This window comes from Cereibacter sp. Soil_C_27 (assembly GCF_057657095.1).
In genome coordinates this window covers 40,713-53,832 of sequence record NZ_JBDGJD010000001.1, presented here as the reverse complement: position 1 = coordinate 53,832, position 13,120 = coordinate 40,713, and the positions used below count along the sequence as shown (strand labels likewise).

Sequence of the window (13,120 nt, the reverse complement as noted above, 5' to 3'; positions counted from 1 at the left end):
GGCAAAACAGAACGTGCGAGGGGCAGATGAGCAGACTTCTCCGTGCGTCGATCCTGATGGTATTTCTGGCGTCCTGCGGCGGTGGCTCCTACGAGGCTCCCCGCGATCTGGAAAACGCCTGCAGCATCGTCGCGGAACGGCCGCAATACTACCGCGCCATGCGCGCCACCGAACGCAAATGGGGCGTTCCCGTCTCGGTGCAGATGGCGACGATCCATCAGGAATCGAAGTTCATCGGCAATGCGCGCACCCCGCACCAGTTCGTCCTGGGCATCATCCCGATGGGGCGGCAGAGCTCGGCCTATGGCTACAGCCAGGCGCTGGACGGCACCTGGGAGGAGTATCAGGACGAACAGCGCGCCCGCCGCGCCCGTCGCGACCGCATCGAGGACGCGACCGATTTCATGGGCTGGTACATGCACGGCTCCACCCAGCGGCTTGGCATCCCGAAATATGACGCGGCGAACCAGTATCTCGCCTATCACGAGGGCCGCACCGGCTTTGCCCGGGCCAGCTACAATGCCAAGCCCTGGCTTCTGACGGTGGCGCAGCGCGTGGGGCAGCGCGAGGCGCTCTATCGCGCGCAGCTGGCATCCTGCCGGCGGTGATCCCGCCGGCGGCCCAGGGTGCCGCCTGAGCGGCGCCCGTTCAGCGGCGGCTGCGCTTGGTTTCTTCGGCGGTGATGCTGAACAGCGAGGCGGGCAGGTTGCCACCCTTCTGCAGCTCGCCCAGGATCACGGTCGTCTGGCCGCCCGCGTCATCGGTGATGACCCATTGGCGCAGCTCCACCGGGTTGGCGGTAAAGACCATCTCGATCGTGCCGTATTCCGGATGCTGCGGGTCCTGCGCCCGGACGCGGGTCGAGGTGCCATCCTCGCTGTGGCCGACCACCATGCGCGCCTGCCCGAGATTGACGTTCTCGGCGAGGATCAGGCTGAGCGGGGTGCGGCTGAGCGGGTATTGCTCGGGCGGCTGGTTCGACTTCGAATCGAAGATCGCCACCTGACCGCCACCCGCCATCACCAGATTGGGATCGGGCGGCGCATATTCGAAGCGCACCCGACCGGGGCGCTTGATGAAGAGCTTGCCGGTGGAGATCGAGCCGTCGGAGTTCACCTGGGTGAAATCCGTCTCGGCGGTGGTCAGCTGGTTCAGATACTGCGACAGCTGGCCAAGGGGGATCTTCTCGGCTGCCGCGGGCAGCGCGAGGGCGAAGACGGCGGCGGGCGCCAGGAGGAAGCGTAACGGGTTCATGCTGTTCAACCTAATCGCTGGCCTCCGGTTCCGCACCCCCCGCCGCGTCACGTTGCGGCGAGGCGTGTTTCAATGCCCCTGTCTCAATGTTCGGGCAGCAGGATCTCGCGCTTGCCGACGTGGTTCGCCGGGGTGACCACGTTGTTCTCCTCCATCTGCTCGACGAGGCGCGCGGCCTTGTTGTAGCCGATCCCGAGCTTGCGCTGGATGTAGGAGGTGGAGCACTTGCGGTCCTTGGCGACCACGGCCACGGCCTGATCGTAGAGCGCATCCTCGCCGCCATCGCCACTGCCGAGGCCGAGCACGAGGTCGATGTCATCGGCCTTGTCCTCCTCCAGCCCCTCGACGACGCCGGACTGGTAGGTCGGCGGGCCGAAGGACTTGAGGTGGTTGACGATCTCCTCGACCTCCTCGTCGGAGACGAAGGGGCCGTGGATGCGGGTGATCTTGGCGCCGCCGGCCATGTAGAGCATGTCGCCCATGCCCAGGAGCTGCTCGGCCCCCTGCTCGCCCAGGATGGTGCGGCTGTCGATCTTGGAGGTGACCTGGAAGGAGATCCGGGTCGGGAAGTTGGCCTTGATCGTGCCGGTGATGACATCGACCGAGGGGCGCTGGGTGGCCATGATCAGGTGGATGCCCGAGGCGCGGGCCATCTGGGCGAGGCGCTGGATGCAGGCCTCGATCTCCTTCCCGGCAACCATCATCAGGTCGGCCATCTCGTCGACCACCACCACGATGTAGGGGATGGTGACGGGCTGGTATTCGTCGGTCTCGAAGACGGGCTCGCCGGTGTCCTCGTCGAAGCCGGTCTGGATGGTGCGCTTGAACATCTCGCCGCGGTCCAGCGCCTCGCGGACGCGGCCGTTGTAGCCCTCGATGTTGCGGACGCCGAGCTTGGACATCTTGCGGTAGCGCTCCTCCATCTCGCCCACGACCCATTTCAGGGCGACGACCGCCTTCTTGGGGTCGGTGACGACGGGGGAGAGGAGGTGCGGGATGCCGTCGTAGACGCTGAGTTCGAGCATCTTGGGGTCGATCATGATCAGGCGGCATTCCTCGGGCGTCAGCTTGTAGAGCAGGCTGAGGATCATGGTGTTGATCGCGACCGACTTGCCCGAGCCGGTGGTGCCGGCGATCAGGAGGTGGGGCATCTTGGCGAGGTTGGCGATGATCGGCTCGCCGCCGATGTCCTTGCCGAGTGCCAGCGGCAGCTTCATCGCCGAGTCGCCGAAGTCGCGGGCCGAGAGGATCTCGCGCAGGACGACCTTCTCGCGGGTGGCGTTGGGCAGTTCGATGCCGATCACGGTGCGGCCCGGGACGGTGGAGACGCGGGCGGAGAGGGCGGACATCGAGCGGGCGATGTCGTCGGCCAGACCGATGACGCGGCTGGCCTTCAGGCCCGGCGCAGGTTCGAGTTCGTACATGGTGACGACCGGGCCGGGGCGGACCGAGACGATCTCGCCCTTCACGCCGTAGTCGTCGAGCACCGATTCCAGCATCCGCGCGTTCTCTTCCAGCGCCTCGACCGAGAGCGGGTTGCGCACGATGTTGGCGGGGTTGGACAGCAGCGCCAGCGGCGGCAGTTCGTACTCCACCTGCTGCTCCTCGAAGCGCAGGCGCGGCTGGGCTTCGGCCACGGCCTGACGCGAGGGCTGCACCGGCTTCTTCAGCGGCGGCTGCACCACGTGCTTCTGTTCGGCGACGCGCGGCACATGCACTTCGGGCGCGGGGTCGAGCACCCAGTCGCTGTCGTCGTCGAAATCCTCGTGCTCCTGCCAGGTTGCCTGATCCTCGACGGTATCGGCGTCGAACATCTCGTCGGCCATCGGCGCGTCATCGTCCAGATCGTCGTGCGCGGCGCCGTGCAGGCGCGGCGGGGCGGTCATCGGGTTCAGCGCGTCGAGCGCCGAGATCGCCAGCGGAACGGCATCCGGCAGGGCGTTGCGGCTGGCGATGAAGCCGGAGGCGAAGGTCTTCGGCTTGGGCTGCGAGGCGACCACCGGCGGCTCGGCGGGCATGCGCATCGGCGCGCCGCGACGCTGGTCGGCCACCATCGGCGGCGACGCCGAGCGCAACCGCGCCACCGGCGGCTCGCGCCGGGCGGCGACAGCGGCGGAGACCGGCGAGACCGGCGGCGCGCTCTGACGGACGCGCGAGCGGATCACATCGTTGATCCGCGCCTTGATGCGCTCGTCGGAGGGGCCGTCGGCCGTCGAGGCGGCATAGGAGAGCGACGGCTCGATCAGCTCGGATTCCGGGTCGGGCGTGCGGCGGATCAGCTGCGGCATGCGGGCCAGCAGGCCGGTGCGGGCCGGGGCCGGTGCGGGCTCGGGTTCGGCATAGCGCGGCTCGGCGCGCAGCGTGTCGGAGCGCATGGCATCGGCGCGGGGGCTGTCGGCGCGGGCGGCTTCGCTGCGCGGCAGCGGCTTGCGCGGCGTCTCGATCCGCATCGAGGTCGGGCGACCGTAGGCTTGCGGATACTCCTCGACCACGTCGTCCTGCGAGGCGGCCGGGGTGACCAGCGGCTTCAGCCGGCTGAGGAAGCTGAGGGCGGCAGCCTTCGGCCCCTGTGCCGGGGCGGTGGCGGCGACGGCGGAGGTGGCGGCGGATGCGGCGGCAAGGCCCCTGCCCTGCCCGTGACGCGGCGCGCTGTGGCGCACCGGATCGTCGCGCACCGCGGCTTCGGCCACGGCGGCGCGGTCCTCGCGGTGCTGGCGGTAGCGGTCCTGCATCGCCAGCGCGGCCTGCGCCGACCCGGAGGCGCCGCGCGTGGCGAGGATCAGCACGTTGTTGTAGGTGACGACCAGCCCGACGAGCAGGAAATGCGCGATCGCGCGCAGCTCGCGCAGATCGAAGCCGCAGACATAGAGGCCCATGGCCAGCAGCGCACCGCCCGCGAGCAGCGAGAACATCTTGAGCCCGATGGCGGCACCGAGCGGCGTCACCTCGAGCAGCGCGCCCAGAACGGTGTCGCCGAAGAGCCCGCCCAGCCCGAAGGAATGCGGCCAGTCGGCGCCCGGCACATGGGTGGCAGCGAAGACCGAGCCCAAGGCCACGGCGATCACGGCAAAGACCACCCGGCTCAGCGCGCGCTCTTCGCCCTTGTGCAGCACGAAGCGCACACCCCAGGCGAGCAGGATGACCGGCAGGCCCCAGGACCCCATGCCGCCGATGATCATCAGCGTCGAGGCCACGGCGGCGCCGAAGCGGCCCATGACGTTCTGCGCCGGTTCGTCGGTGGCGACCATCCAGCCGGGGTCTTCGGGCGAATAGCTCATCAGCATCAGCGCGAAGATCATCCCGGCGAGGATCAGCGCCGCGCCCATCAGCTCGCGCCCGCGCCGTTCCAGCATGGCCTGGGTGTTCTGGTCCAGAAGCGGATCGCGCTGCCTGACGTGATAGGATGCCATTCGTTCCGACCTCACCCGTAAAGGCAGTCGCGAAGCCTGGTGAGCCCGCGCTGCATTTCGTCAATCGGGGCCACCAGAGCGACCCGGATATAGCCCTTGCCGGGGTTTTCCCCGTTCACGTCACGCGACAGATAGGCGCCGGGCAGGACCCGCACCCCTGTCTCCTGCCAGAGCGTCAGCGCCGCGGCCTCGCCATCCGGCACCGGCAGCCAGAGGAAGAAGCCGCCTTCCGGGCCCTTGTAGCCCTGCATCCCGGCGAAGACCTGATCGGCCAGCGCGAATTTCTGCTGGTAGAGCGCGCGGCTCGCCTCGACATGCGCCTCGTCCTGCCATGCCCGTTCGGAAACGCGCTGGATCGGCAGGGGCAAGGGGGCCCCGGCGAAGGCGCGGAGCTGGCGGATGCGCGCCATGCCCTGCGGCCCGCCCGCGACGAAGCCGGAGCGCATGCCGGGCAGGTTGGACCGCTTGGACAGCGAGTGGAAGACGAAGACCCGCTCGGGGTCGGCGCCGGTCGCCGCGGCCACCTCGAGCGCGCCCGCGGGCGGGGCGGTGCGCCAGATCTCGGAGTAGCATTCGTCGGCGAAGATGCGGAAATCGTATTGCTCGGCCAGCGCCATCAGCCCGGCCCAGTAGTCGCGCGAGGCCACGGCGCCCTGCGGGTTGGCGGGCGAGCAGAGATAGGCGACGGAGACCCGGTCGAGGATGTCTTTCGGCAGGCTGGCGTAATCGGGCAGGAAGCCGGTGGCGGCGGTGGCGGGGACGTAGACCGGCTCGGCGCCAAGTGCCAAGGCCGCGATGGCGTAGACCTGGTAGAAGGGGTTCGGCATCAGCACCACGGGGCGCTTGCCGTTCTTCTGTTCGGGGCAGAGCGCCACGGCGGCGTTGAACAGCCCCTCGCGGGTGCCGTTCAGCACCATGATCCGGTTCTGCGCCACATCGACGCCGTAGCGGCGCTGCAGCCAGCCCGAGATCGCGCCCAGCAGCTCCGGCGTGCCGTCGTTGGGCGGGTAGATGCCGAAGCCCGAGAGCGAGTCGGCCAGCACCGGACCGACGAACTCGGGCATCGGGTGCCGCGGCTCGCCGATGGTCATGGCAATGGCCTCGCCGCCGGGCGCATGGGCGTCCAGCAGCGCACGCAGGCGCGGGAATGCGTAATCTGGCAGGTTCGAAAACCGCTCGGGGAAAGTCATTGCTGCCTCATCTGCGGAGTCGTGTCGCTCCGCTTTGTCACAGGATAGACAGAACTTCCCGAGGGGTCCAGAAAAACGCAGGCGAAGTCGCGGCTTGACAGGCGGTGTTGTGTCTTTTTCGCCGTCAGCCGAGCGCCCGTTCGGCGGCCGAACCCATGCGCAGAAGGCGTTCCTCCTGCCCCGGCCCGGCCATCAGCGAGATCCCGCAGGAGGGCTGGCCGGTGGGCAGGCTGAGGCCGCAGAGCCCGAAGAGATTGCCGATCCTCGTGTTGCGCAGGGCGAGCAGATTTTCGGCGACGTAATAGGCGTCGTCGGTCATCAGCCGGGCCGCGTCGGGCGGCAGGATCGGCGAGGTGGGCACCAGAACCGCGTCGTAGACGGCGGTCTTCTGCGTCCAGATCCGGCGCAGCTCGTGCATCCGGCGCCAGCACGCCACGTAGTCGGAAGCGCGGAAATCGGCGCCGGAGCGGAAGCGTTCGAGGATGCGGGGGAACATCTTTTCCGGGGCGGCCTCGATGGTCTTGCCCCAGATGCCATAGGCCTCGGCGGTGAAGAGGATCGCGGCCATCGACATGGCCTCGGTCACCTCGGGGATCTTCGCCCGGGTGATCTCGGCCCCGGCGGCCTCGAGACGGGTGACGGCGTCGTGAAAGCCGCGGGCGGGGGCGTCGCGCAGGTCGTCGAGGGCGACGGTTTCCAGGACGAGGAAGCGCTGGCCCTGAAGGCTCGCGCCGCGCAGGTCGGGGGCGCGGGTGCCCTCCATCGCGGCAAGCAGCAGCGCGCAATCCTCGACGCTGCGGGCGAGCGGGCCGATGGTGTCGAACATCTCGCAGAGCGGCACGGTGCCTTCGAGCGTGACGCGCCCGGCGGTGGTCTTCAGCCCGACGAGATCGTTCCAGGCGGAGGGGATGCGGACCGAGCCGCCGGTGTCGGAGCCGATGCCCGCCGCCGCCAGCCCGAAGGCGACCGAGGCCGCAGCGCCCGAGGAGGAGCCGCCGGGCACAGCGGCGGGATCGTTTATGCAGGGCGGCGTCGCGGTGACGGGGTTGAGCCCGAGACCGGAGAAGGCCAGTTCCGACATGTGGGTCTTGCCCAGACAGACGAGGCCCTGGGCCGTCGCGGTGCGCAGCACGGCGGCATCGGCGGCGGGCACCCGGCCTTCCAGCAGCGCCGAGCCGGATTCGGTGGCGACACCCGCCGAATCGAACAGATCCTTCCACGAGATCGGCACGCCATCGAGCGGGCCGTGCCGCAGCCCGGCCTTGGCGCGTTCGGCGGCGGCCATCGCCTCGTTGCGGGCGCGGTCGGGGGTGGTGCGGGCATAGATGCGACCGGCCTCGGGATGGGCGGCAATGGCGTCGAGATAGGCCTCGGTCAGTTCCACCGCATGGATCGAGCCATCGGCAATCCCGCGCCCGAGATCCGCCGCCGTCATGTAAAGCCAGTTCATCTTTCTTCCCCCGTGATTTGCCCGAACGGTAGCGGCGCTCTGCGCTGTGGACAATCCCACCCGGCCCGCCATATCTAGGCCATGACCCATGATGCCGATATTCTCATCGCCGGAGGCGGGCTGAACGGCCCGGCGCTGGCCCTTGCGCTGGCGCAATCCGGCTTCACCGTGACGGTGGTCGATGCCCGCCCTGCCCCGGCCCGCGCCGAGGCCGGATTCGATGGCCGCGCCTATGCGCTGGCCATCGCCTCGAAACGGCTGCTGGGCATGCTCGGCATCTGGGACAAGGTAGCGGCGAAGAGCCAGCCGATCCTGCAGATCAAGACCAGCGATCAGGCGGGCAACGGCCCCGCGCCGTTCTTCCTGACCTTCGATCATGCCGAGATCGAGGAAGGCCCGATGGGCTTCATGCTGGAAGACCGGCATCTTTACGCGGCCTTCCTTGCCGCGATGCAGGCCGACCCGCGCATCACGCTCCTGTCAGGCGAGAGCGTGGTGGCGCAGGAGGTGACGGCGTCCGGCGTGACGGTGATGCTGGGCTCGGGGCGCAGCCTCGCGGCGCGGCTGCTGATCGGCTGCGACGGGCGCGGCAGCGGCACGGCGGAGCGCGCGGGCATCAAGCGCAGCGGCTGGGGCTATGGCCAGACGGCGCTGGTGACGGCCATCGCGCATGAAAAGCCGCATCACGGCATCGCGCATCAGTATTTCATGCCCTCCGGCCCGCTGGCGATCCTGCCGCTGCCGGGGAACCTCTGTTCCATCGTCTGGAGCGAGAGCGAGGCTGCCGCCGCCGCGATCCAGGCGCTGCCGGATGCGGAGTATCTCGCGGCGCTGCGGCCGCGCTTCGGGGATTTCCTCGGGGAGATCTCGCTGGCCGGGACGCGCTTCACCTATCCCTTGTCGCTGAGCCTCGCCAACAGCTTCATCGCGCCGCGCATGGCTCTGGTGGGCGATGCGGCGCATGGGGTGCATCCGATCGCCGGGCAGGGGCTGAACCTCGGGCTGCGCGACGTGGGGGCGCTGGCCGAGGTGCTGACGCTGGCTTCGCGGCGCGGCGAGGATATCGGCGCGATGGATGTGCTGGAGCGCTACCAGCGCTGGCGGCGGTTCGACGCGACGGCGCTGGCCCTTGGGATGGATACGGTCAACCGGCTGTTCTCCAACGACAACCCGCTCCTGCGGCTGGGCCGCGATCTGGGGATGGGGCTGGTGAACGCCATGCCGAACCTGCGGCGCGGCTTCATCCGGCAGGCGGCGGGGCTGACCGGCGATCTGCCGAAGCTCTTGCAGGGCAAGCCGATCTAGGCACGTCCTGCAGCGGGGCGCGCGTCAGATGGTGCGCGCTTCGGAGACCAGCATGATCGGGATGCCGTCGCGGATCGGGAAGGCCAGCGCGGCGGCCTTCGACACCAGCTCCTGCTTCTCGGCGTCATAGCTCAGCACCGCATGGGTGACGGGGCAGACCAGCGCCTCCAGCATGCGGCGGTCGAACACGGTTCCGGTCATTGCATCACCTCGTCACCATTGCCGCCCCGCAGGGCGAACTCGATCAATGTTACCAGCGTCTCACGCCGGGTTTCCAGCGAGGGCGCCTCCAGCAGCGCCTGCTTGTCTTCAGGATCGAAGGGACAGAGCATCGACAGCGAGTTGATCAGCAGCTCTTCCTCCGCCTCCTTCAGGCTACCCCAGTCGGTAGAGAGTTCCATCGCGGCAAAATAGCGGCCCAGAAGATCGAGGAAGGGCGCGCGGCGGAAGCCCTTGTCGTCCTCGGTGCCGCCGAGATCGCGGGTGAAGGCGGCCCAGTCCACCGAACAGCGGCGGTAGGGGGCGAAGCCCTGCACCTCGGCCACCACGCGGAAGCGCGAGATGCCGGAGAGCGTGACCATGTAGCGGCCGTCCTCGGTTTCGGAAAAGCCGGTGAGGCGACCGGCGCAGCCGATGGCGTGAAGGCGTTTTTCGGCGCCGCCCGGCACCTCGCGCGGCTGGACCATGCCGATCAGCCGGTGCGAAGTCTTCATCGTGTCGTCCAGCATCTGCAGATAGCGCGGCTCGAAGATGTGCAGCGGCAGACGCGCGCGGGGCAGCAGAAGCGCCCCGGGCAACGGAAAGACCGGAATGGTATCCGGGAGATCGGCTGGCTTCATCATGAGGGGCAACCTAGCCCGCGCCCCCCATCAGGCAAATATCATCGACGACAGGCGACGACGGCCCTTGAGCACGATCGGGTCCTGCGGCTTCAGCGCCTCGAAGATGATGAAGAGCTGCGCCCGGGCGGCGCCGTCGTTCCACTCGCGGTCGCGGCGGAAGAGATCGAGGAGCTGATCCACCGCCTCCTCGACCTTGCCGGCGGCGTGGAGGGCGAGCGCCAGATCGAAGCGGGCCTGATGGTTGTCGGGCTCGGCCTCGACCGCGGCGCGCAGCTCGGCCTCGGGGCCGGCGTTGGCGGCCTGCCGGGCCAGCTCGATCTGGGCGCGGGCGGCCTCGATCTCCTTGGCCTTGGCGATGGCGGCGGGGGCGGCATCGGCCAGCGCCTGCGCCTGGTCGAGATCGCCCGAGGCCAGATGGCAGCGGATAAGCCCGCCATAGGCCGCGGCATTCTCCGGCTCCTCGCCGAGGATGGCGGCGAAGGTTTCCAGCGCGTCGAGCACGGCGCCTTCCGACAGCATCTGTTCCGCCGCCTCCAGCGCCTCGCCCAGACCGCCGTCACCGGCGAGGGCGGCGATCTTGTCGACGAACTTCTTCAGCTCGGATTGCGGCAGAGCGCCCTGGAAGGCATCGACCGGCTGGCCCTGATAGAAGGCATAGACCGTGGGGATCGACTGGATGCGCAGCTGACCGGCGATCATCTGGTTCTCGTCGACATTCACCTTGACCATGCGGACCTTGCCGCCCGCCGCCTTCACCGCGGCTTCGAGCTGCGGGCCGAGGGTCTTGCAGGGGCCGCACCACGGCGCCCAGAAGTCGACGATCACCGGAACATCGCGGCTCGTCTCGATCACGTCCTTCATGAAGGTCGCTTCGGACGTGTCCTTGATCAGGTCGCCTTGCGGGGCGGGGCTGGGGGCGGTCTTGTCGCCAAATCCGAACATGGGGTCCCTCCGTCTGACTGTTGCGCCCTATATGCGCATGCCTCTGCAAAAGGCCAAGGGGCAAGTGGCGGCAGGCTTGTCGCGGAGGCGGGCCCGGCCTAGCCTGCCCAGGCACTCGGGGGGAGGATCGCATGCGCAGACTTCTGACATTCGGCGACAGCAACACCCATGGCACGCCGCCCATCGTGACGCCGGGGCTCTACCAGCGTTTCGACGCGGACACGCGCTGGCCGACGCTGGCGCGGGCGGCGCTTGGCGAAGGGTGGACGCTGGCCGAGGAAGGGCTGCCGGGGCGGACGGCGCAATTCGCCGATCCGGTGATGGGGGCGCATATGGACGGGCGGCTGGGGCTGCGCATGGCGCTGGAGAGCCACGGGCCGCTCGACGTGATGACGCTGATGCTGGGGACGAACGACACCAAGACCCGTTTCGGCGCGACGCCCGAGATGATCACCGCCGGGATCGCGGGGCTGCTGGACATCGCGCTCGGGCCCCTGATGCAGATGCGGCATGGCGGGTTCAGGGTGCTGTTGATCTGCCCGCCCGCGGTGAAGGAGCAGGGGCCGATCGCGTCGGAGTTCATCGGGGCGGCGGCGAAATCACGGGCGCTGCCGGCGCTTTACGCGGCGCTGGCCGAGGCGCATGGCGTGGCCTTCCTCGATGCGGGGCGGGTGATCGAGACCAGCGAGCAGGATGGCATCCACTATGGCCCCGCCGAGCATCGCAGGCTCGGCGAGGCCGTGGCGCAGGTGCTGGCGACGCTGGCCTGACTCAGCGCGCGGGGCTGACCAGACCGAAGAGATTGCCTTGCGGATCGAGGCACTGGAGGATCCAGAGCCCGCCCGGCACTTCCTGCGGGCCAAAGATCACCTTGCCGCCCAGCTCCTGCACCCTTGCGGCGGAAGCATCGGCCGCGGCGGAGCGGAAGTAGTAGAGCCAGGTCGGCACGGGCATGTCGGGCACTTTGGTCATCATGCCGCCGATGGGGACGCCGCCCGCCGTCACCTGCTGGTAGAGGCCGAGGGCGCCCATGTCGGTGGCCTCGCCCTTCTGCCAGCCGAAGAGCCCGGAGTAGAAGGCGACGTCGCTGTCGAGCGCGCCGCCGTGCAGCTCGTTCCAGGCCGGCATGCCGGGGGTGCAGGGATCGGGGCGAGGCGGCGGCGACTCCATCGGTGCGGGGGCGAAAAGGACGAAGCGCACGCCGTGGCGGTCGGTGGCGAGGGCCATGCGGCCGACGCCCTCCATGGTCTCGGCACGCTCGGCCTTGCCGCCGAGCTCCGCGACCTTCGCTGCGGCGGCATCGACGTCCTCCACCGCGATATAGCCCTTCCATCCGGGACTGCCCGCAGAAAGGCCGGTGATGCCGCCGATGCCGGAGCCCTGCAGCAGCATCACATGGTAAGGCGGCTCGGCGCCGGGAAAGGCCGCCCGCTCCCAGCCGAGGAGGCCGTGGTAGAAGGTGGCGGCGGCCTCGGGATCGGCGGTGGTCAGGTCATGCCAGACGAATGTGCCCTGCATGATCGCACCTCATGCCTCGAGCACGGTTTCGAAACCGCCGTAGATCATCCGCTTGCCGTCGAAGGGCATCTCGCCGGCCTCCTGCATGCGCGGGTCCTGCATGATGGCTTCCCATCCTTTCACCCGCGCCTCCTTCGAGGGCCAGATCACCCAAGAAAAAACGACGACCTCGCCCTCCTCCAGCTTCACCGCCATCGGGAAGGAGGTCAGCTTGCCTTCGGGCACGTCATCGCCCCAGTTCTCGACCAGTTTCAGCGCGCCGTGCTCCTTGAAGATCGCGGCGGCCCTTGTGGCGAAGGCGACATAGGCCTCGCGCTTGGCGGCGGGAACGGCTGCCAGAAAACCATCGACGTAACTCATCGGACTTCCTCCTCAGGTTCAGGGTCAGGTCTGTGATGCGGCCTTGGCCCGCCGCTCGGGCGTGTCGAACAGCTGTTCGATGTAGCGTGTCAGATGATCGAGGCTGTCGGCCACGATCCTGGCCCCCTGCCCCGCCTTGGCGAGGATGAAGGCGCCCTGCAGCACCGCCTGCGTGTGCAGGGCGAGGCTGGCCGCCGTCCAGTCGCCGCCGACGCCGTAGCGCTGGCGGGCCGCGTCGATATCCGCCTCCAGCGTGGCGGCGTGGCCGGTGATGGAGCGGGCGCAGGCCTCGCGGATCTCGGGCGAGGAAGTGTGGACCTCCTGCACCATGGTGCCGACGAGGCAGGTGAATTCGTGGATCGCGCCGGTCAGGAGGGCGCGGCGGAAGGCGAGATAGGCGAGCACCCGGTCGAGCGGGTCTTCCGGGGCGTGATAGGGGGCGGCGGCGAAGAGCTGGCCGGTCATCGCGGCCCAATGGTCGGCGGCGGCCACCCCCAGCGCGTCCTTGCTGGGGAAGTGGTGGAAGAAGGCGCCCTTGGTCACCCCCGCCTCGCGGCAGATCGCCTCGACCGAGGTGGCGGCGAAGCCCCGGTCGCGGATCAGATGCGTCGCGGCGGCAAGCAATCGGCTGCGTCCATCGGCGGCGGTCTCGGGCGCTGGCGGCATGCGGGTCTCCTTCGTCTAACCATACCAACCAGTCGGTATGTCGTCAAGCCTGACTCCGGCACCTATACATCGCCGGGCTTATGCTGTAGGAGGCCCGCTACGGCCCGAGAGTCCGGGGCGGTGGGCGAGGAGGCCCGACCGCGAAGGGGAATGGGTGCCGGTAAACCCGGACGCATGGCGCGT

At 69.1% G+C, this 13,120-nt stretch carries 13 protein-coding genes; 3 read left to right on the top strand and 10 right to left on the bottom strand.

What is annotated here, in order from left to right; all coding sequences use genetic code 11:
* Nucleotides 1-26: 26 nt before the first annotated feature.
* Complete coding sequence (locus AC3A5Z_RS00260) at nucleotides 27-608, top strand: transglycosylase SLT domain-containing protein (protein WP_487517426.1); 582 nt, start codon at nucleotides 27-29, stop codon at nucleotides 606-608.
* A 40-nt stretch (nucleotides 609-648) separates the two neighbouring features.
* Here AC3A5Z_RS00260 and AC3A5Z_RS00255 read toward each other — a convergent pair whose 3' ends face one another.
* The 4 genes from AC3A5Z_RS00255 to AC3A5Z_RS00240 all read right to left on the bottom strand — a co-directional run bounded on the left by AC3A5Z_RS00255 (nucleotide 649) and on the right by AC3A5Z_RS00240 (nucleotide 7,304).
* A complete protein-coding gene (locus AC3A5Z_RS00255; protein ID WP_487517425.1) occupies nucleotides 649-1,254 on the bottom strand; it encodes a LolA family protein in 606 nt (201 codons plus the stop codon).
* 83 nt (nucleotides 1,255-1,337) lie between these two features.
* Entirely contained in the window at nucleotides 1,338-4,664 is a 3,327-nt protein-coding gene (locus AC3A5Z_RS00250) for a DNA translocase FtsK (RefSeq protein ID WP_487517424.1), read from the bottom strand.
* 11 nt (nucleotides 4,665-4,675) lie between these two features.
* The gene (locus tag AC3A5Z_RS00245) at nucleotides 4,676-5,854 is read right to left on the bottom strand and encodes an aminotransferase class I/II-fold pyridoxal phosphate-dependent enzyme (protein WP_487517423.1); all 1,179 of its coding nucleotides are present in this window, start codon (nucleotides 5,852-5,854) and stop codon (nucleotides 4,676-4,678) included.
* A gap of 124 nt (nucleotides 5,855-5,978) precedes the next feature.
* Entirely contained in the window at nucleotides 5,979-7,304 is a 1,326-nt protein-coding gene (locus AC3A5Z_RS00240; RefSeq protein ID WP_487517422.1) for an amidase, read from the bottom strand.
* 81 nt (nucleotides 7,305-7,385) lie between these two features.
* Between AC3A5Z_RS00240 and AC3A5Z_RS00235 the strand changes: the two genes are divergently transcribed.
* Entirely contained in the window at nucleotides 7,386-8,609 is a 1,224-nt protein-coding gene (locus AC3A5Z_RS00235; protein ID WP_487517421.1) for an FAD-dependent monooxygenase, read from the top strand.
* A 24-nt stretch (nucleotides 8,610-8,633) separates the two neighbouring features.
* Here AC3A5Z_RS00235 and AC3A5Z_RS00230 read toward each other — a convergent pair whose 3' ends face one another.
* Genes AC3A5Z_RS00230 through trxA form a run of 3 tightly spaced genes read right to left on the bottom strand, consistent with a single transcriptional unit; the run spans nucleotide 8,634 to nucleotide 10,393 of the window.
* Nucleotides 8,634-8,810, bottom strand: a complete 177-nt coding sequence (locus AC3A5Z_RS00230) for a Trm112 family protein (RefSeq protein ID WP_487517420.1) — start codon at nucleotides 8,808-8,810, stop codon at nucleotides 8,634-8,636.
* Nucleotides 8,807-9,451, bottom strand: a complete 645-nt coding sequence (locus AC3A5Z_RS00225; protein WP_487517419.1) for an LON peptidase substrate-binding domain-containing protein — start codon at nucleotides 9,449-9,451, stop codon at nucleotides 8,807-8,809. The genes AC3A5Z_RS00230 and AC3A5Z_RS00225 overlap by 4 nt, the downstream gene beginning before the upstream one ends.
* 27 nt (nucleotides 9,452-9,478) lie before the next feature.
* Nucleotides 9,479-10,393: a thioredoxin gene (gene trxA, locus AC3A5Z_RS00220; RefSeq protein WP_487517418.1), complete on the bottom strand. Its 915-nt coding sequence runs from the start codon at nucleotides 10,391-10,393 to the stop codon at nucleotides 9,479-9,481.
* A 131-nt stretch (nucleotides 10,394-10,524) separates the two neighbouring features.
* Between trxA and AC3A5Z_RS00215 the strand changes: the two genes are divergently transcribed.
* Nucleotides 10,525-11,163: a GDSL-type esterase/lipase family protein gene (locus AC3A5Z_RS00215; RefSeq protein ID WP_487517417.1), complete on the top strand. Its 639-nt coding sequence runs from the start codon at nucleotides 10,525-10,527 to the stop codon at nucleotides 11,161-11,163.
* 1 nt (nucleotide 11,164) lies between these two features.
* On the opposite strand, the gene AC3A5Z_RS00210 is transcribed toward AC3A5Z_RS00215, so the two are convergent.
* Genes AC3A5Z_RS00210 through AC3A5Z_RS00200 form a run of 3 tightly spaced genes read right to left on the bottom strand, consistent with a single transcriptional unit; the run spans nucleotide 11,165 to nucleotide 12,937 of the window.
* The gene (locus tag AC3A5Z_RS00210; RefSeq protein WP_487517416.1) at nucleotides 11,165-11,911 is read right to left on the bottom strand and encodes a VOC family protein; all 747 of its coding nucleotides are present in this window, start codon (nucleotides 11,909-11,911) and stop codon (nucleotides 11,165-11,167) included.
* Nucleotides 11,912-11,920: 9 nt separating this feature from the next.
* Nucleotides 11,921-12,271 carry a DUF1428 domain-containing protein gene (locus AC3A5Z_RS00205; protein ID WP_136793079.1) on the bottom strand — a complete coding sequence of 117 codons (351 nt, stop codon included), beginning with the start codon at nucleotides 12,269-12,271 and terminating at the stop codon, nucleotides 11,921-11,923.
* A gap of 24 nt (nucleotides 12,272-12,295) precedes the next feature.
* A complete protein-coding gene (locus tag AC3A5Z_RS00200) occupies nucleotides 12,296-12,937 on the bottom strand; it encodes a TetR/AcrR family transcriptional regulator (protein ID WP_487517415.1) in 642 nt (213 codons plus the stop codon).
* Between the last annotated feature and the right edge of the window lie 183 nt (nucleotides 12,938-13,120).